This is a genomic window from Enterococcus sp. DIV2402, assembly GCF_017426705.2.
Taxonomy (GTDB): Bacteria; Bacillota; Bacilli; order Lactobacillales; family Enterococcaceae; genus Enterococcus_F; species Enterococcus_F lowellii.
Genome location: NZ_CP147251.1, coordinates 1,974,284 through 1,992,855, shown reverse-complemented (window position 1 = coordinate 1,992,855; position 18,572 = coordinate 1,974,284). Strand labels below are relative to the sequence as shown.

Sequence of the window (18,572 nt, the reverse complement as noted above, 5' to 3'; positions counted from 1 at the left end):
TGAAGTAGGGAACACACCATCTTTACTAGCCTCTAATTTGTATGTTCGAATGGAAGTTTTTGTTCTTGAAAGAAAGTACAGAAATTATGCGCATTGGACGTGTTGCTACTTTAAAAGAGTATCGAGGACAACAGTGTGGTAAAAAAGTGTTGCAAAGTCTAGAAAATTTAGCTGTTTCCCAAAATTATAAAAAAATTCTAATCCATGCTGAAATAACAGCTGCAAGATTTTATGAAAAACTAGGTTATATTCAAATAGGCGATATTTATGAGGAAGATCAGATTCTTTGTATCACATTATTTAAAAACATTTAACTGGTAGCTCAATAAAGTCGCAGCAAAATTGGATGCAAAATAATCTATCAAAAGGAGTTTTGACAATGAATAGAATTAATTTAATATGCTTAGGTGTTAAAGATTTAGAAAAATCTTTATTATTTTATAAAAATATTGGCTTTCAAACTCAAGCGAAAGAAGATGCGGGGATTGTCTTTTTTAATAATCAAGGAACTAAATTAGAATTGTTTCCAATTGAAGAACTAGTGAAAGATATCAACGCAGATAATCCACCAGAAATTAATCAATATAAATTCTCGGGTATAACACTAGCTTGTAATATGAAATCAAAGCAAGAAGTGGATGATTTGTTTTTGCGTGTAAAAGAAATTGATGGAGTAATTGTAAAAGAACCACAAGTAGTTGAATGGGGTGGGTACAGTGGATATTTTCAAGATCCAGATGGATACTATTGGGAAGTTGCATATGCTGATTCTTGGGAATTTGACGAAAATGATATGTTAGTTATAAATTTTTAAAAACTACCATTGGCACAAATTTGGTACATTCGTATTATAAAAGAATAGCAGTTGTTGAACCTATAATTAATGCTTTTTCATTTCTTAAAGAGGAATATAGCGTAATCGATGAAATAAATGTTCTGTTGAGGAACCAAGTTAATCAATGTCCATTATTGGGAATTCCTTATGGTGTTAAAGATTTAGTTCAAGTTGAAGGATTGCCTTTAGAAGCTGGATCAAAAATTTTAAAAGGTAATATAGCAACTAAAAATGCAACAGTTATTAACAGATTAAATAGAGCTGGTGCTGCTTTGATTGGAAAAACTACAACTGCTGAATTTGCAAGTGGTGGTGGCGCGCCAAGTACTAAGAATCCTTGGAATTTATCACATACCCCTGGTGGTTCAAGTTCTGGCTCTGCAGCCTCTGTAGCTTCAGAGATGGTAATGTTTGCTCTAGGAACTCAAACTTCAGGATCAGTAATCAGACCAGCTTCATATAGTGGAGTAGTCGCTCTTAAACCAACTTTTGGACAAATTAGTAAATCTGGAATAATCCCAGCTAGTTGGAGTATTGATTGCATAGGTATCTTTACTAAAAATGTAAAAGATTTAAAATATATTTACAACGAGATAGCAGGTTTTGATATTAAAGATCAATACACTTATCCTTATAAAAATAAAGTTTTACATTTGACAAATGGTAATCTATCAAAAAAATTTAAAATAGCAGTTTTAACTGATGATTATTTTATGGCTACTATCGATATTATGGATAATTTTCAAAAAGTTATGGAGAAATTAAGAGATATGGGGCACGAGATTATCTCTATAAAAATGCCTGCACTTTTTGAAAAAGCAAACGCTGCACATAGCGTTGTTGTAGATTCTGAAACAGCTTTTTATCATTCTTCTTATTTCAATAAAAAGAGAGAATTATTTAGCACAGAGCTAAGAACTGATATTGAAGAAGGTTTATCTTATTCTGCTCATGATTATTTAGAAGCCCAAGAAATGAGATATGAATATCAGAAAGAATTTGTAAAGATTTTTTCTGATATAGATTTAATAATTACGCCTGCTACTCCAGAAACTGCACCAGAAGGGCTTAAAAGTACAGGCTCTCCTAAGTTTAACAAACCTTTTTCCAACGCCGGTTTGCCGGTCATTACTATCCCAATAGCCTTATCTGATAAAACAAATTTACCTATTGCTGTTCAAATTATTTCCGATTTTGATTGTGAGCAACGTTTGATAGATATTGGAGAGCAACTTCAATTTTATTACAAACTACCAGATTATATGCCCAATTTAATTTAGCAATTTAAAAAAGCATTCAATTTATTGGGTGCTTTTTAGAGAGTTGCAAATTTGATTTATAATTTAACTGGCTTAAAAATGTCTATTGGATTACAACTAGAGAAATATCAAAACTATATAAATATGTATCTATGTTTGCTGATTTTATATTGGTGCATCGGATATTAAAAGTGGAAATTTGATTTCGTGTATTATGTACAAAGTCATTTGAAACTAGGGGAGGACCAATGAGTTTAAAGGATTAAAAACATTCATTTCAAATATCATTAAAAAAATATATATTTTAGTTTACATAATATATATTATACAAAGTTATATCGGGAATTTAAGTAGTGAATAAGCTAATAATTTTACAATTTTAGCCTCTCTTTTGTTGATTATTAACTAACAATCTATGTGTTTACATCTTTATTCGTTATTTTTATTTACAGTTATTTAAAAATAATAATTATTTTATTTTCATTATCCCAGTATCTATTCATCTATTCAATAGTTATTTCTCCATAAACATTCATAGATTCAAATTTAACATTATAAATTATATTCAAATTATTGCTATACAGTCATATTTAATTTCATAGTTTCAAAATTTATATATCAAAAACCACTCATGAAGAAAAATAATTCCATGAGTGGTTTTTGATCATTTTGCATAGATTCTTCAACTGCATATTAGTTATTTATCTGAATAACTAATAATATTCAAATTACTCTAAAATAGATTTAAAAAAGAAAAAACAGTTTACATAACAAAATGATTTACATAATTTATATATAATAAACTAGACTCTTTGGAATTCAAAACCCTAAATGAAATCCTTCTAAAGAGTTTCCAATTTCGTCTGCGTTGATTCCTATATACTTTTTAGTCACGCGTTCGCTGCTGTGATTAAACAATTCCATTAAAGTAGCAACATCTCTAGTTTTCTTGTAGTAGTGATAACCAAACGTCTTTCTAAGTGTATGCGTGCCAATATCTTCTCTATCTAAGGTGTTTGCAACGCTTTGAAATATTTTGTATACAGCATTAACTGTTAGATGCCCACCCTTTTTAGACGGAAATAGAAATTCGTCGTCTTCACGTCCATCAATATATTTTCCAATCAATTCTTGCATATTATCTAAATAGAGAATTTTCCTTTTGCCTGTTTTTTGTTCGATAATAACCGGGCGTGCTGAATAGCGAATGGTTTTTACTTGCAGTTTTACGATGTCTGACATTCTTAATCCGGTATTAATTCCTAACAAAAAAAGAAAAGAATCTCTTTCTGGATTTGCTGTTCGTCGTAAGCAAAATAAAAAATCATCTATTTCTATTTTCGTACGTAATGGTTCAACATTATACGGCATAAAATCCCTCCAAATCAACTATTCATTATTTTTATATTATATTAACATAATAAGGAATTAAAATAAATATTTTTAAGAAAATCAATAAAATCAATAATTCTTATTCATGAAAATCATACAAATAGTGAATAAGATCGCAAAATAACTTCAAAAAGCAATCAATAAATAACGTGTGTTAGAAACGCATTCTAAGAGCTTTTCAAAATATTAATATGAATTTCTATCTAATCCAATGAACGAAAAAACACAGATGAAAAATTATTCTTCATCTGTGTTTAAATTACTATTATTTATAGGGATAACTGTAATAAATACTCATCAAAATAGTTTTGGCCATCAAACAATGCTTTGGGTTCTTTACCATAGACAACAAATCCTAATTTCTCATAAAATTGCTTTGCTCGATTATTTTCAGATACGACACTCAAATTCAATACAATCAGGTCTGGTATTTTTCGGACTTCTGTGATTAAGGTTTCCATAACTATCGTTGCAATTTTCTTTTTACGATATTCAGGTAAACAATACACAGCGACGACATTTCCTTTATGTTTGCTCTTCTCTCTTGTCTCTCTAAAAAAAGCGGCTACACAACTAAGATCGTTATTATCCAAGGCGCCTATCGTAAACTGATTATCAGTGATTTTTAATCGATTAGCGAAAACTTCTTCTTGTAAATCACACTCTTTTTGATAAGCTGATGCAAATGCTTCAGGAACCTCTTTTAAAACTTTTAATCGTAAATCAATAAATTGACTTAAATCATTTAAATCTAATTTCCTTACAGTTATCATGCATTTTCCTCTAAAGATTCTAAGACAATTTGTACATTGTCTTCAATCGAAGCTGTACCCTCTAGGATAATATCTGCTGTTTCAGATACATAAGCTTCATGATTGACAAAAATAGGTCTAGCAAAATTCAAATATGTTGCTGCCCATTCTAAAATCTCTTTCTGCGTTTTAGCCGAAAAATCACGCAAAATTTGTCGAGCAAGAGCAATATCTAAAGGCGTTTGAATGTAAAATGTGGTGTCAATATATGGCGCCAATACTTCATGACGATTACCAAAAGGAAAATCAATTAATACAATTTCTGTTTCATCCGGAATATTAAGAAAATCATCCATCAACTGTTGCAGTTCATATTGATTGATCGCGTCTTCTATCGGTGTATCTAATGGTGGCGCTGAAGGCAATGCATCAATGCTATAATCATCAAATGAAATCACGACACAGTTTTCTATTCTTACAGCTAATTTTTGAATCAAGGTCGTTTTTCCACCACCAGTAATGCTACTAAAAACTAAAACTTTTTTCATTAGTTATCGCTCCTCATTGATGTAATAAAGCGATTATCTCAATAAAAAATATTTTCGTCTACAAAAAGCAGACATATCTGAAAGATACATCTGCTTAGCCTTATTTTGTTTCTCTAAAAAGAGCTTTTCTTCTTAGTTTTGGTGAATATTTTTTTAATTCTAAACGATCTGGTGTATTGCGTTTATTTTTGCTCGTTAGATAAATTCGTTCCTTCGTTTCCACACACTCTAAAATAATATTTTGTCTCATATTTGTCTCTCCTATTTAGGTAAAATGGTTAATAGATATCCAGCCGTATTAGTTGATTATCGATCTGCTAGATATTCTTCTATCTGTATTTTTTCATCGTAATTAACATTCTCAGAAGCTAAAGCTTGTAAGAGTTCTTCTTTCAATGTAATTGGAATCTCCCAAAAGCCATCTACTAATTTAAACAACTCTTGATCGTATTCTTCAAAAATTGGATAGATAGCTAGAAATTCATCAAACGATAAATTTTCTTTTTCATAAAAATCCTTAATCCAACCATTTTCCAATGCGTATTCAGTTGGCAAGCCATTTTCTGTAATGATTCCTTTCTCGACCATCGAACGATACATATCTGCTTTACTGATGTGTTGAGTAGCATGATAAGTCACACTTTGTTCAACGAGTGGCGGATAAACTATTTTCATTTCATTCACCTCTTATTCAATCACTTTTTTCCCTTTATAATATCCTTTTAACGATACCCGATGACTACGACGATAATCGCCTATTGTTTCATCATAAGCAATTTCAGGTTTAGTAACCTTTTGATGTGTACGACGTAATCGTTTCTTTGCTTTGGATGTTTTTCTTGCTGGTACGGCCATTTCATTCACTCCTTTTAATCTGTAAATCGTAATAATTACGATTTAATGTAGTTACTTTATCATTATATAAACAATCTGTCAACAAAAAAATAACATGATTTCTCATTCAAATGAAGAAGAAATCATGTTATTTCATATTACGTATTCTACTTGAAAGTTTCAGCAATCGCTAACACTTTGGATAAAGTATTAAAATTACGCGTCGTCGCTACTAGTTTCCACGACTTTTCTAATGTGATGTTACTCAGTTTACTTCTAGCAGCACTACCTGGAATATACATATAGGCTGTATCTCCAGAAACGATTAAACGTTCCGTCGTTTCTTTAATTTTTTCTTGGACAACCTGTACAGCTTCTTTTGTTGGACTATGACTAAGCATACTGAAAAAAACACGTTTTAATTCATCTTCCGGCTGTTGAAAAGGATTATTTATCAATATTTGTTGAACGGCTTCAGGCGTTCGTACTAGAACACCTAAATCTGGCCCAATATTTGTTAGAATCAGTTGATAAATATGTTTTGCTAATTCATTAGGATTCTTTTCAGACGTAAGAATAATATTTCCCGTGTGCAGGTATGTTCGTGCATTAGGATAGCCATTTTCTTGAAGCAACTCTTGCAATTGTTTCATTGGGACTCTATTTTTACCAGAAGGCATCACACCACGTAAGAATACGAGTTGAATCATCGCTCTCCCCTCTTTTCTCTAAGATTACAATAAGAATTTATTTGAAGAATACGTATAACGTTCGATTGTTGTCCAATCTAATTTTACACCAATCCCCTCGCCTTTGGGAACCTTCAATGTTCCAGCCACGACTTTTGCTGGATTCATAATGATATCCTCATAGTAATACCGATCTGAACCGGAAATATCGCCAGGAAATTGGAAAATTGATTGGCTAGCAAATTGAAGGTTTAACGCCCGTCCAACTCCCGATTCAAACATGCCACCTAGCCACACAATGAGCCCTTTTTCTTTGCAGAAATCAACGATACGTAACGCCTCTGTAATTCCACCCACACGAGGAATTTTTAAATTAATGCTTCGACAACTGCCCAAAGCGTACGCTGTCTGTACATCTTCTAAACTACGAATATTTTCATCCAAGCAAATTGGTGTGTGTAATCTTTTTTGTAATTGCTGATGCATAACAAAATCTCGTTGATGAAAAGGTTGCTCAATCATCGCTAAGTTTAACGTATCTATTCTTTGAAGCAAAGGTAAATCTTCCCAAGAATAAGCTGAATTAGCATCCGCCATCAACAATAACTCAGGAAACTGTTGCCGAATAGCTGTCAATGGTTCGTAATCTTGATTTGGTTTAATTTTTAACTTAATCCGCTGGTACCCTTGTGCCACATAGTCTTGAACGATCTTTAGTAACTGTGAGATAGACGGCTGGATTCCGATGCTTACACCCACTGGAAGGACTTGGCGTGTTTCCTCAAAATAAGTCACCAATGATCGCTTCTGGCGTTTCGCATATAAATCCCATACCGCTGTTTCTAATGCCGATTTAGCCATATAGTTACCTTGAATTCCTTGAAATAATTGCCAAACGTCTTTCGGATGGTAAATGTCAGTCTGTCCTAATAAAGGGAATAAAAAATTGTGAATAACGTGGCGGGAGTTTTCAATAGTCTCTTCAATATAATCAGGTACTTCAAAAGATACCAGTTCACCAATTCCTTGATTGCCAGCTTCATCATATAAAAGATATAAATCAAGGGCTTTCTCCTTTAAAACGCCGTAACTTGTTACAAATGGAGATTTCAATGGTAAGCGTAATTGTACATGTTTCACTTCAACAATCTTCATTTAGCATTCTCCTTTAACCAATCTTCGACAATCTGACAATAGGCTGCAGGTTGTTCAATATGCACACAATGACCAGCACCAGATACTTCCTGAATTTGTATGCTTGGATTTTTTTTGCGCATGTTATATGCAATTTGTTGAAATTTTTGATCCCATTCACCAGTAATTAAAAGCATTGGCGTAGTAGTCTCTAAGTATTGCCAATAGCTCGGCTGTTGGCCGGTCCCCATCATATAGAGACTCATCGCTAAACCATATGCCTGTTGACTCATTCGTTCAGCACGAATCGTGGCTTGAGTAGATGCTGGCAACTGTTTTTGCGAGGCGAATAAGGGCAACTCTTGCCAAAAATCAACAAATTCGATTAGCGATTCTGTTAATAAACGTCGTGCAAGTTTATTATCGCTTGCTATTCGCTGGTTTCTTTCTTCTTGGCTGGCTAATCCTGGAGAAGCACTTTCTAAAACAATCCCTTGAACATTCGTATCTTGCAATCCCCAAGCTAATGCCACACGTCCACCCATCGAATAACCTACTAAATAATAGGTCGAAATATCTAGTTGCTGCACGAGTGATTGCAATTTATTAACGACCTGCTCCATTTGGTACTCATCGGGATGGACAAAGACACTACTGTTGCCATGACCAATCAAATCAATCCCTAAGTAGTTATACTCTGCTGAAAATGTTAAGGATCGAAAGGTATTCGACGTCCCTGTAAAACCGTGTAAACAAATAATTGTCGGTCGGTGCGCTTGATAAGGGGTAAACCATTGATAAAAGTAATTAACCATCTTGCTCACCTAGTGCCGTTTGATACTGCTGACAAATTTGTTGCCATAAATTAACGGGTTCTTTTTGTGTACCACAGACTTCAATAATTTGGAAAATCGGCTGTTGTTGTGCCTCGCTAATTAATTGTTCGAATGCTGCTAATGTTTTAGGTTGATGATAAACCGCCCCATATAATTTTGCTACATGCTGAAAATCCATATTTAGAGGTGTACCAAATAGCGGTTCAAAGTCTTCTGGTTGTAGTTGGTTTTGCGATAAAAATGAAAAAATGCCACCCCCATTATTATTTAACAAAACAATTGTTACAGGGAGTTGGTAGTGTTTCATCATCTGTAAGCCATTCATATCATGGAAGAAAGCTAAATCGCCAATTAATAAAAAGGTAGGTTGAGCTTGATTGGCAGCAATTCCTGCTGTAGTAGAAATTAAACCATCAATTCCGTTGACGCCACGATTTCCATGAATGGTCACATTATTGGCATTCACTGCAGTCAATCGATCGACAAAACGAATCGCATTACTGTTGGCCACAAATAATTGACTGTTTTTTAACTGCTCGACTAACGCCACCGTTGCAGCAGATTCATTGAATTCAGTTAACAGCGCTTGTTTTGTTAAAGTTGTTGTTGCAATGGTTTGTTGCACTTGCCATGAAGTTACCCATTGCGTAGCTATTGGCTGAAATGTCCTCTTCTTTATGCTTGTCAATAGCTCATCAATTGTCGCTTCAATAAAATAATTGGTCGTTTGTAATTGATCTTGCCAAGATAAAGTTTCTTCCACAAAAATTGTTGGTGCCGTTAATTTTTGTAAATACAATAAAACATTTTTGGTTACTGGCAAACGTCCAAAACGCAGAATAACTTCTGGTTCTAACGTTGTTTGACTAAAGATCAAATCCGCTTGTTTCAAATAATACGGTGATGACTGACAAGTTGCTAAATTGGTTAACGGATCACCTACAATGGGCCAATTCAATAAAGCAGCTAATTCTAGATAACGTTTTGCTTCTTGGGTAGTGTGTTGTTCTCCCACAATAATTAACCCTTTTTTAGTGAAAAAAGGCATTAACTCACTTAAATCGACGATACGTTGACTTGGAAGAATCATTGAGTTTAGAAATTCAGGTGCTTTTAGCGTCAAATCAGGTAATAATGGTTCACGTAGTGGTAAGTTTACATGCACAGGACCTTTTGGAGCTTGTTGCGCATGTAAGCTATTGGTTAATCCTTGCCAATGACTATATCGTAACAATTCTTCACTATCTTCTGGAACCGTCATTTCTGTAAATCGTTTTACATGACTAGCATAAAGTTGTTGCTGATCCATTGCTTGAGGTGCACCGACATTTCGTAGTTCTGGTGGCCGATCTGTTGTTAAGACAACTAATGGCAAATTGGTTGCATCTGCTTCACAAATCGCTGGATAATAATTCGCCGCAGCTGTTCCAGAAGTACAAACCAATGCAACAGGTTCTTTAGAAGCTTTGATTAACCCTAAGGCAAAAAAACCAGCTGATCGTTCATCGACATCAATAAAACAAGTTAACTCTGTATCCCGATGCAATAATAATGCTAGTGGGGTCGAACGAGAACCGGGACTAATCACTACTTGTTTAATCCCTGCTGTTTTTAATCCTGCAATAAACGCTAATAAATAGCTAGTCATCGTTTTTTGGTGACTCAATACCTTTCACTCCTCGCAACATCGGTTGGAATTTAATCCGTGTTTCTTTTTCTTCTTCTTCAGGGATGGATTCTCCTACAATACCACAACCTGCATACAACAAACCTTCATCCTGACTAAAAACACCCGAACGAATGCCTACTGCAAATTCGCCAATATCTTCTTTTAAGCTTAACCAACCAATCGGGGCACCGTATAGTCCACGACCAGCTGCTTCATGTTTGGCTAACCACTGCATGGCGGCTTGTCTAGGTTCGCCCCCTAATGCAGGAGTTGGATGTAAGGCTTGAATACACTGTAGCAAATAAACCTCTTTTTTTCGTTTACCAAATAATGGTAAATAAATATGTTGAATATCTCTATTTTTTAACAGTCGGCGAGGGCCTAACGTTAGTTCATCAATAAAAGGAGCTAACTCTTGTTCAATTCGATTGACGACTAAACCATGTTCATGAGAATTCTTTGGATCGGTTAGTAACGATTGTCCCAGTTGCTCATCTTCTGTCTCTGTTGCTCCCCGTCTAATCGAACCCGCTACACTTGCTGTAGCAAAATAATCGGGTGTTCCTTCAATTAATCGTTCAGGCGTTGCACCAATAAACGTTCTTGTAGCCCCTTCTAATAAAAAGACATACGTATTTGGTTGTTGCGATAATAGATTTTTTAAAATAGCTGCTAAATGAAACGTGCCTTGTGTAGTGACCTTCATTTGACGAGACAACACGACTTTTTTTAGTTTGCCTGCATGAATCGCAGAGACACTTTTGTTGACTAAGGCTAACCATTCAGGAACGCCTAATTCCTGCTCTTGAAGTGGTGTTGATATCATTTTAGGAAGTGGTGCTGCTAAGAGGTTTTCAACTTGCTGCTCTAGTTTTGCAAAAGTTTGCGCCACTTCTTTTTGATTGCGAACGGTTAACGTCGCGAATAGCTGTTTTTCTTGTTGGCTAAATAAGATAGTTGGGACTTGAAAAGAGCCTTGTTCTAATTCTTGCCAAAATGGGGCGGATTTTCCATTTAAATCAAATGCAAATCCACCAAATAAAAGCGGTTCTTGATAGACTTCTGTTGGCAAAATCGTACAGTTCTCAAAAAAATTCGTTTGAAACGCACGAATTTCTTCAACTGTTTTACCATATAAAATTTCCAACTGACCTAACCCTAGAAAGACTACTTTTTTATCTGCTGATTGCCAAAAGAAACGTGTTCCTTGATACGCATCACTTTTGGCAAATAAATCTTCTAAAGCAACTGATGCAATCGGATAAGAATAACTAATATATTCTGTTTGAATAGCTGCTAGTTGCTCATGTAAGTTGGTACACAATATAGTTCACTCTTTCTTCTGTTAGAAATTTTCGTTTTAGTGGTTTCCCACTAGCCGTTTTAGGAATGCTCGAAACGATAAAATAAGCTTTTGGATGTTTATATTTTGCTAATCCTGTTAAATAGGAAGGGATAGTCCGTGCTTGTAAGGAATCATTTATCACTAGATAGGCGACAGGGACTTGCCCCCACGTTGGATCTTCTGTTCCAACGACAATCGCTTCTTTGATTTGTGGATGCTGCATCAAAGCGTACTCAATTTCTGCTGGATAAATGTTTTCACCACCAGAGATAATTAATTCACTCATCCGACTGAGCACATATAAATAACCTTCTTCATCCAGATAACCTAAATCACCTGTATGAAACCAGTTCTCCTCATCCATACTTGTATGCTGATTCAAATAAGAGGACACAATACTAGGACCTTTTAATAAAATCTCTCCCTTTTCAATCTTCAATTCGACATTTTTCAACGGAAGTCCAGCTGAACCAAGCTTTTGGCTCGCTTTTTCAGGAGGTAAGGCGATAACCTGAGAACAAGTTTCTGTCATACCAAACGATTGAATGACTGAAAACCGTTGTGCTTCCGATTGTTGTAATACTTCTTTGGAAATCGGACCTCCACCTAATAAAAAGTGACGAAACGAAGTAGGACATTCAGGTAATAAAGGTAATAGCTCCATCAACATTTTGCTGACTACAGAGGCAATTGTTCCGTATCCTTCACGAATATCACTAGCTAATTTTTCAACCTCATATTTTTCATACAAACGTACACTCATCCCTAACACTAACGAACGTAGCAAAACAGATAAACCACTAATATGATATAAGGTTGTAGGACACAGCCAACAATCATTGGCTGCAATCTGCATATTTTCTTGTGTGGCTATTGCGCTTGCGTGATGATGTGCAAAAGTTTGGGGAACGCCTTTTGGTTTGCCTGTTGTTCCTGAAGTATACATGATTGATGCAGTAGCAGTCGCTTGATACCCGTAATCAACGAAATTGTTTGGTTGAACCGATGGAATTTCGTTTGGAAAAGCTAAAGACATCACAATCGTAAGTGGTTTTTCGCTAATCACCACTTGTGTGTCAGCATCTTGTAATTGAAAGGTAATTTCCTCATCTGTTAAACGAGTATTTAACAATTGAATCTCAATTCCTAATTCCCAAAGTGCTAAAATCGTCAAATACATCTCCTGAGAATTGCTACTAAAAATTGCGACACGTGAGCAATTTTTAGGAAGATGTTGTTGAAAATACTGCGCGTACCCTTGGACGTCTTGATTTAACGCATGAAAAGACCAGCTTTTATCTTTCCAATAAAAAGCTGGTCTTTCTGGATAAAATTGCGCTTGTCGCTGTAACCAACTATTTGGTCTCATTATGGGAATTTAGGGAACTGATCAAAATCAGGTTCACGTTTTTCTTTGAAGGCGTCGCGACCTTCTTTAGCTTCATCCATTGTATAATACAATAATGTTGCATCCCCTGCTAATTGTTGAATACCGGCTAAGCCGTCAGTATCTGCATTCATCGCTGCCTTAATCATACGTAAAGCTAATGGACTCTTCTTCAACATTTCTCCTGCCCATTCCATTGTCACATCTTCTACTTCTTCTAAAGGAACAACAGTGTTAATCCAATTCATTGCTAGGGCTTCTTCTGCCGTATATTGTTTTGTCATAAACCAAACTTCCTTGGCTTTTTTATGTCCAACAACACGTGCCAAATAACCAGAGCCATAACCACCATCGAAACTACCAACATTCGGACCAGTTTGACCAAATTTAGCATTATCTGCGGCGATAGTAATGTCACACACTAATTGAAGGACATTTCCGCCACCAATAGACCAGCCTTTAACCATCGCAATGACCGGTTTAGGAATAACTCGGATTAAACGTTGTAAATCTAAAACGTTGAGACGAGGAACTTGATCTTCGCCAACATAGCCACCATGTCCACGGACTTTTTGGTCACCACCAGAACAAAAGGCTTTATCGCCAGCACCCGTTAAGATAATTACACCAATATCTTGTCGATCACGACTAATGTTAAACGCCTCAATCATTTCCGCTACTGTTTTAGGCGTAAATGCATTGTGTCTTTCTGGACGATTAATTGTTATTTTTGCCACTTTTTCGTATTGTTCAAAAAGAATTTCATCGTATTCTTTAATTGTTTGCCATTCTCTCATGGATTTAATTCCTCCTTTATTGCATCACTTACTCATTATACAGTAAGATAGCAAAAAAAGAGAGAGTTTATGCTTAATAAAAAGCAGCTAGCCAATTTTTTCACTCTGCGCTATACTAAACAAAACGAAGGAGTAAGAGAATGAATTTATTAGAGCATTTAGCAATACACACAGAGCAAGTAACAAAAGAAAAAGTTATTTTATCTTTAGAAGTAGCAGCAATCCATAAACAGCCATTTGGTTATTTGCATGGCGGTGTAAGTGGTGTCTTGATTGAAACTGCTTGTAGTCTGGGTGCTAATCAGCACCTTACAGATGGATTTGCGGTAGGTGTGGATTTACAAATCAGCCATCTTAATACTGTACAGTCAGGCAAGATCCAAGTTATCGCTTCCCCAGAAAAAGTAGGCGGACGTTTACAATTTTGGCACGCAGAGATTTATTTAGCAGAAACATTAATAGCAACCGGTAAATGTACATTAATGGTGAACAAAAAAAACGAGTAACTCTACGAGTTGCTCGTTTTTTGAATGAATTCCCCTACGCGCTCGCCTTCTAAGACAATTGGATAGCAATTGGGGATCTGTAAGCGTAATGTTTCGGCTTCCGTTAAATTCATCAGATGCATCATAATCGTACGGATACAACCTTGATGTGAGAATACAGCCATTTCATCATGCCAATAATCACTAAAAAAAGCATGCATTCGTTGCAGAACATCCGTATAACTTTCGCCTCCTGGTGCTTTCGTGTGAAAACTATGAGTGAAATCTTGTGGTAATGTGGCACAAAAATCAGTTAAGTCAGCTAATGACTGTCCTTCTAGTTCGCCTAACGATCGCTCTTTCAAACGCTCATCAAGCAAGATATCCTTTCTATTTGTTGCTAACTGAGCAGTTTCAAAAGCACGAGATAGCGTAGATGCATAGACCGTTTCAATCGTTCTCAATTCTTGAAATTGTTGTAATTGCAATGCTTGTTGGCGACCCATATCTGTTAAAGGGGTATCGAATTGTCCGGTAAAGACGCGTTTTTGTGGATTCTCACGATTAAATTTATTATAAGTCGATTCGCCATGTCGAATTAAAATTAGTTTCACACTATTCCTCCTAATAAGTTCGTTAATTTTGTCAGTGAAAGTGGCTGCTGTGGTACGTATTGATTATCCCAAAAAGCATCGTTTGGGTAACGCGGGACAACATGGACATGAAAATGAGTCCCCTCATCCATCACTTTTCCGTTATTTTGCAGAATCGATACTCCTTGAATATCAAAATGAGTTTCTAATAATTCTGTTAGTTCTTGTTCTAACTCAATTAATTCATATAAGCTATGTCTCGGAAGACTCCGTAAATTCGTATAATGTTCTTTAGAGATGATTAACAAATGGCCTTGTTGGATAGGATCGATATCGTAGACGACATAAAAGTGAGCGGTGGTTTTTAAGTAATTATGCGAGGAAATCGCATGACAAAATTGACAAAGCATCTGCTACCGCCTCCTGATAAATAGTTGATGCGTTTATTATTCCAAGAAAAAGTCAATTCGTCTAGATTAAAGCTCATCGAATATAAGTTTACATAATTTTATTATGGTTTTCTCAGGCAAAAAAAAACTCGTACCTATGCACGAGTTTTTCAATTATTGCGCAGAAATCGCTAAACCAATTGCTTTTTCTCCTAAATGAGTGCCGATAACTGGTCCGAAATAACCAATTTCAACTGATACATCGGGATAACGTTCTTGTAATTTTTTTTGTTCTTCTAAAGCCATTTCTGGATTATTCGCATGAATAACATATAATTTTAAAGGACGATTGATTTCCTGTTTATGTTGGCCAATTATTTCTTCAGCACGATTGAAAGCCTTCTTACTGGAACGAATTTTTTCAAATAATACAATTTTTCCATTTTCAAAAGTTAATATTGGTTTGATTTTTAGAAGCCCCGCAATAGCTGCTGCCCCATTGGTTAGACGTCCACCACGCACTAAATTATTTAAATCATCAATAATTAAATACGCATAGGTATTGTCACGAATGACATCTAAATGAGTTAAAATAGCTTCTAAACTTTTACCTTGATCGGCTAAGTCAAGAGCTGCTTCCACCATATGGCCCATGGGCATACTCGTAATTTTCGAATCATAAGGGACTATTTTCACACCATCAATGGCCTCTTCAATTGTGTGCAAATTATGAACAAATCCTGAAATACCCGAAGATAAATGAATACTAATAATGGTATCATAACCTTTTGCAGCGATACTTTCATATAGTTCAAGAGCTTCGCCTAATGCCGGTTGTGAAGTTGTTGGAAATTCCTTGCTGTTTTTTAGTAATCCATAATATTCCTCTGCTTCAATATCGATTCCTTCGTTATAAATTTTCCCATCTAAAATAACAGGGATTGGGATAACGAATAAATCAGAATGTTTTTGAATGCGTTCAGGTAAAAATGCCGTACTATCTGTAACAATTGCTAATTTCATTTTCTATCCTCGTTTCAAACAATTTTCAAACGTTAGTACTAATATAGCATAAACCTATCCGTTTTTAAAAGTGCTTCTAATTATTTTGACAGAAACTGTTGAATAGCTTGACGATTCATCTCAGTATCAACGACTAATACACTACCTGCTTCATAGGTTTCACCATAAGACCATGAGCCTTCAACAGGAACACTTAAACGATCGACACCAGCCGCTCCTTTAGCAATCGACAAGGTATTTTTCAATAAAAAGCCCATCGATAAATCTGTTGACGCATATCCCATGACTTTCCCAGCTGCATAAGGCAATTTTAATAAAGAAATAGGATTTTTTAATTGACTAAATACGGCGTTCATCACTTGTTGCTGACGACGAACGCGACCAAAGTCCCCTTCTTCATCCATTCTAAACCGAGCATATTGTAAAAGGGTCAAGCCATCCATTTTTTGTGGACCTTGTTTAATGGCTACTTCTAAATTTTTACTCATGTCTTTTTCGGCATCAATTTTTACACCGCTTGGAAAAAGAGTATCAATCACTTTTTCGAATGTCTGGAAATCAACTGTTGTATAATAGCTAGTTTCAATACCAAAATTTTGTGATAACGTTATTCGGACTAATTCTGCTCCTCCATAGGCATACGCAGCATTAATTTTATTATCGCCTACACCAGGAATAGTCACAAGAGTATCGCGCATGAAAGAAATAAGTTTAGGTTTCTTGGCAGGTCCATCTAATTGCAAGACCATAATCGTATCAGCACGTGCTGTTTCTCCTTCACGACTGTCATTTCCTATCAATAGAATATTGTGACTCCCGTCTGCTGCGGTCATTCCGTTAAAGGTTTCTGGTTGGACAGAAGCACTATCACTTTTAGCGACTAGTTGCCCGACAAAAAATGAAATACCCGAATACCCAATACATACAATTAAAAAGGTAATCAAACATCGGACAAAGCGATGTTTTTTTTGTTTTTTGGGCTTCTTTTTAAAAAAGCTTGATTTAGGTGGAGGTGCACTAGGTGGTAGCTTATTCCCACTCTCAACGTCCTCCCAATCTTCTTCCCAGTCTGTTTGTTTTTCAATCGTTTTACGAGCAAAAATTTGTTCTGTTGATTTTTGTTTTTTATGACGATCCATTCGACTCATAATTTGTTCCTCCAAAGATATATTCTCTTATAGCATACATGACCCTTACAATAAAGCAAATTAAAATAAGAAAACTTAACCTTTTTCTACAAAAAAACCTATGCCAAAAGCATAGGTTACTGAATGATTTTTACAGGATAACTCCCGATGTTTCTGGTACGTCCATTTAAAAGCTCAATTTCTTCAATTGCATTTTTAATTAAAGCTTGATTATCTTCCAAAGTTAAATCAACGATAAAGAAATATTCACCTAAACTTGTTTTTAAAGGACGCGACTCAATTTTACTCAAATCGATATTTCGCCACGCAAAACAAGACAAGACCTTATGCAAAGCTCCGGGTAAATTATCTGGTAACGTAATAAATAAGGTGTTGCGAGCCGGTTTTCCTAAGGTATCTAACGTTTCACCTTTCGTAGCAGTTAATATCCAAAAACGTGTTTGATTTAAAGCATTATCTTGAATACCATGTGCTAAAATGTTTAATCCATATTCACTTGCTGCTTTTTCCGAAGCAATAGCAGCAACTTGTTCTTCTGGATGATTTGCGACATATTCTGCTGCAAAGGTGGTCGATGCTACTGCTTCCAACGGAGTCAAGGGATAGTTCGTTTCTAAAAAGCGTTGCGACTGCGCAAGAGCTTGCGGGTGCGAAAGGATTTTAGTAATTGGTTGTTCATTGGAATAGCCTAATAATTGTTGTCGAATCGGTAAGACAATTTCTCCGGCAACAAACAGCTTATCTTGATGGAAAATGCGATCCACACTGGCATGAACTGAACCTTCCAATGAATTTTCAATAGGAACTACTGCAAAACTAATTTGATGTTCTTCTAAAGCTTGAATACAAAAAGGAATAGACGGATATGCGACAAGTTCTGTTTCGTCTGCGATGGTACTTGCTGCTTGGAAGGTAAAGGAATTTTTAGGTCCTAAATAACCAACTTTCATTTACTCACCTACTTGTTTCAAAATTTCTGTGACGATTTCTTGCGGCGTTTTACCTGTAGTTTCAATAATAATTTGTGCACTTTCTTCATATAAAGGCACTCTTGGACGATAGATAGCTTCAATTTCTTGCGGCGTTTTTGAATCTGCTAGCGGACGGATATTCTCTTCATCTTGCGTTACTCGTTGAATTAATTCTGTTAAGTCAGCTTTTAAATAGACCACATTCGCCATTTTTTTGAGTAATTCACGATTTTCTGCTTTTAAAACAATCCCGCCACCCGTTGACAGAATACCGTCTAACGCGTCAACTTCAGCTAAAACAGTTGTTTCAATTTCACGAAAGGCTACATCGCCATATTGTTCAAAATAATCGGCAATACTCATACCGATTTTTTCTACGATAAGTTGATCAAAATCATATTGCTGACTATTCAGTTTTTCAGCTAAAAGATTTCCGACAGTTGTTTTACCCGCACCCATAAAACCAATCAAAACAATTTGATTCAT

The 18,572-nt window shown here is 35.5% G+C and carries 23 protein-coding genes; 4 read left to right on the top strand and 19 right to left on the bottom strand.

All coding sequences use genetic code 11. The features are described 5' to 3' along the window. Positions 1–65 precede the first annotated feature (65 nt). From DOK78_RS09645 to DOK78_RS09635, 3 genes are all read left to right on the top strand, one after another. Positions 66–314, top strand: coding sequence for a GNAT family N-acetyltransferase (locus DOK78_RS09645; protein WP_422389678.1), 249 nt, complete (start codon positions 66–68; stop codon positions 312–314). Positions 315–379: 65 nt separating this feature from the next. Beyond that, a complete protein-coding gene (locus DOK78_RS09640) occupies positions 380–814 on the top strand; it encodes a VOC family protein (RefSeq protein ID WP_207940558.1) in 435 nt (144 codons plus the stop codon). 20 nt (positions 815–834) lie between these two features. Further along, entirely contained in the window at positions 835–2,115 is a 1,281-nt protein-coding gene (locus DOK78_RS09635) for an amidase (RefSeq protein WP_207940559.1), read from the top strand. A gap of 798 nt (positions 2,116–2,913) precedes the next feature. Here the strand turns inward: DOK78_RS09635 and DOK78_RS09630 are convergent. The 13 genes from DOK78_RS09630 to menB all read right to left on the bottom strand — a co-directional run bounded on the left by DOK78_RS09630 (position 2,914) and on the right by menB (position 13,477). Beyond that, positions 2,914–3,465, bottom strand: coding sequence for a tyrosine-type recombinase/integrase (locus DOK78_RS09630; RefSeq protein ID WP_207940560.1), 552 nt, complete (start codon positions 3,463–3,465; stop codon positions 2,914–2,916). Between the two features lie 290 nt (positions 3,466–3,755). Continuing rightward, complete coding sequence (locus DOK78_RS09625) at positions 3,756–4,259, bottom strand: GNAT family N-acetyltransferase (RefSeq protein ID WP_207940561.1); 504 nt, start codon at positions 4,257–4,259, stop codon at positions 3,756–3,758. Continuing rightward, the gene (locus DOK78_RS09620) at positions 4,256–4,786 is read right to left on the bottom strand and encodes an adenylyl-sulfate kinase (protein WP_207940562.1); all 531 of its coding nucleotides are present in this window, start codon (positions 4,784–4,786) and stop codon (positions 4,256–4,258) included. The genes DOK78_RS09625 and DOK78_RS09620 overlap by 4 nt, the downstream gene beginning before the upstream one ends. A 100-nt stretch (positions 4,787–4,886) precedes the next feature. Beyond that, positions 4,887–5,036, bottom strand: a complete 150-nt coding sequence (gene rpmG, locus DOK78_RS09615; RefSeq protein ID WP_207940563.1) for a 50S ribosomal protein L33 — start codon at positions 5,034–5,036, stop codon at positions 4,887–4,889. 56 nt (positions 5,037–5,092) lie between these two features. Continuing rightward, complete coding sequence (locus tag DOK78_RS09610) at positions 5,093–5,461, bottom strand: hypothetical protein (protein WP_207940564.1); 369 nt, start codon at positions 5,459–5,461, stop codon at positions 5,093–5,095. Positions 5,462–5,473: 12 nt separating this feature from the next. Next, positions 5,474–5,641, bottom strand: coding sequence for a 50S ribosomal protein L32 (gene rpmF / locus DOK78_RS09605; protein WP_207940565.1), 168 nt, complete (start codon positions 5,639–5,641; stop codon positions 5,474–5,476). A 146-nt stretch (positions 5,642–5,787) separates the two neighbouring features. Further along, the gene (locus tag DOK78_RS09600) at positions 5,788–6,330 is read right to left on the bottom strand and encodes a DUF1697 domain-containing protein (protein ID WP_207940566.1); all 543 of its coding nucleotides are present in this window, start codon (positions 6,328–6,330) and stop codon (positions 5,788–5,790) included. A gap of 24 nt (positions 6,331–6,354) precedes the next feature. Further along, positions 6,355–7,464 (bottom strand): o-succinylbenzoate synthase, encoded by a 1,110-nt coding sequence (gene menC / locus DOK78_RS09595; RefSeq protein WP_207940567.1) that lies wholly within the window; start codon positions 7,462–7,464, stop codon positions 6,355–6,357. Beyond that, complete coding sequence (gene menH, locus DOK78_RS09590) at positions 7,461–8,258, bottom strand: 2-succinyl-6-hydroxy-2,4-cyclohexadiene-1-carboxylate synthase (protein ID WP_207940568.1); 798 nt, start codon at positions 8,256–8,258, stop codon at positions 7,461–7,463. Before menH ends, menC begins: the two co-directional genes overlap by 4 nt. Beyond that, on the bottom strand, positions 8,251–9,945 hold the full coding sequence (gene menD / locus DOK78_RS09585) for a 2-succinyl-5-enolpyruvyl-6-hydroxy-3-cyclohexene-1-carboxylic-acid synthase (protein WP_207940569.1): 1,695 nt from the start codon (positions 9,943–9,945) through the stop codon (positions 8,251–8,253). Before menD ends, menH begins: the two co-directional genes overlap by 8 nt. Then, positions 9,920–11,272, bottom strand: coding sequence for an isochorismate synthase (locus DOK78_RS09580; RefSeq protein ID WP_207940570.1), 1,353 nt, complete (start codon positions 11,270–11,272; stop codon positions 9,920–9,922). Before DOK78_RS09580 ends, menD begins: the two co-directional genes overlap by 26 nt. Continuing rightward, positions 11,253–12,662, bottom strand: coding sequence for an o-succinylbenzoate--CoA ligase (gene menE / locus DOK78_RS09575; RefSeq protein ID WP_207940571.1), 1,410 nt, complete (start codon positions 12,660–12,662; stop codon positions 11,253–11,255). The genes DOK78_RS09580 and menE overlap by 20 nt, the downstream gene beginning before the upstream one ends. Then, positions 12,662–13,477 (bottom strand): 1,4-dihydroxy-2-naphthoyl-CoA synthase, encoded by an 816-nt coding sequence (gene menB / locus DOK78_RS09570; RefSeq protein WP_207940572.1) that lies wholly within the window; start codon positions 13,475–13,477, stop codon positions 12,662–12,664. Before menB ends, menE begins: the two co-directional genes overlap by 1 nt. 140 nt (positions 13,478–13,617) lie before the next feature. On the opposite strand from menB, the gene DOK78_RS09565 reads away from it, so the two are divergent. Further along, the gene (locus tag DOK78_RS09565; protein ID WP_207940573.1) at positions 13,618–13,983 is read left to right on the top strand and encodes a PaaI family thioesterase; all 366 of its coding nucleotides are present in this window, start codon (positions 13,618–13,620) and stop codon (positions 13,981–13,983) included. 2 nt (positions 13,984–13,985) lie between these two features. Here DOK78_RS09565 and DOK78_RS09560 read toward each other — a convergent pair whose 3' ends face one another. The 6 genes from DOK78_RS09560 to DOK78_RS09535 all read right to left on the bottom strand — a co-directional run bounded on the left by DOK78_RS09560 (position 13,986) and on the right by DOK78_RS09535 (position 18,572). Then, positions 13,986–14,576 carry a histidine phosphatase family protein gene (locus tag DOK78_RS09560; RefSeq protein WP_207940574.1) on the bottom strand — a complete coding sequence of 197 codons (591 nt, stop codon included), beginning with the start codon at positions 14,574–14,576 and terminating at the stop codon, positions 13,986–13,988. Further along, positions 14,573–14,965 (bottom strand): HIT family protein, encoded by a 393-nt coding sequence (locus tag DOK78_RS09555; protein ID WP_207940575.1) that lies wholly within the window; start codon positions 14,963–14,965, stop codon positions 14,573–14,575. The genes DOK78_RS09560 and DOK78_RS09555 overlap by 4 nt, the downstream gene beginning before the upstream one ends. A gap of 153 nt (positions 14,966–15,118) precedes the next feature. Further along, the gene (locus DOK78_RS09550) at positions 15,119–15,967 is read right to left on the bottom strand and encodes a DegV family protein (RefSeq protein ID WP_207940576.1); all 849 of its coding nucleotides are present in this window, start codon (positions 15,965–15,967) and stop codon (positions 15,119–15,121) included. An 80-nt stretch (positions 15,968–16,047) separates the two neighbouring features. Continuing rightward, the gene (locus DOK78_RS09545) at positions 16,048–17,115 is read right to left on the bottom strand and encodes an LCP family protein (RefSeq protein ID WP_207940577.1); all 1,068 of its coding nucleotides are present in this window, start codon (positions 17,113–17,115) and stop codon (positions 16,048–16,050) included. Positions 17,116–17,231: 116 nt separating this feature from the next. Further along, positions 17,232–18,065 carry a prephenate dehydratase gene (gene pheA / locus DOK78_RS09540; protein WP_207940578.1) on the bottom strand — a complete coding sequence of 278 codons (834 nt, stop codon included), beginning with the start codon at positions 18,063–18,065 and terminating at the stop codon, positions 17,232–17,234. Continuing rightward, complete coding sequence (locus DOK78_RS09535) at positions 18,066–18,572, bottom strand: shikimate kinase (protein ID WP_207940579.1); 507 nt, start codon at positions 18,570–18,572, stop codon at positions 18,066–18,068.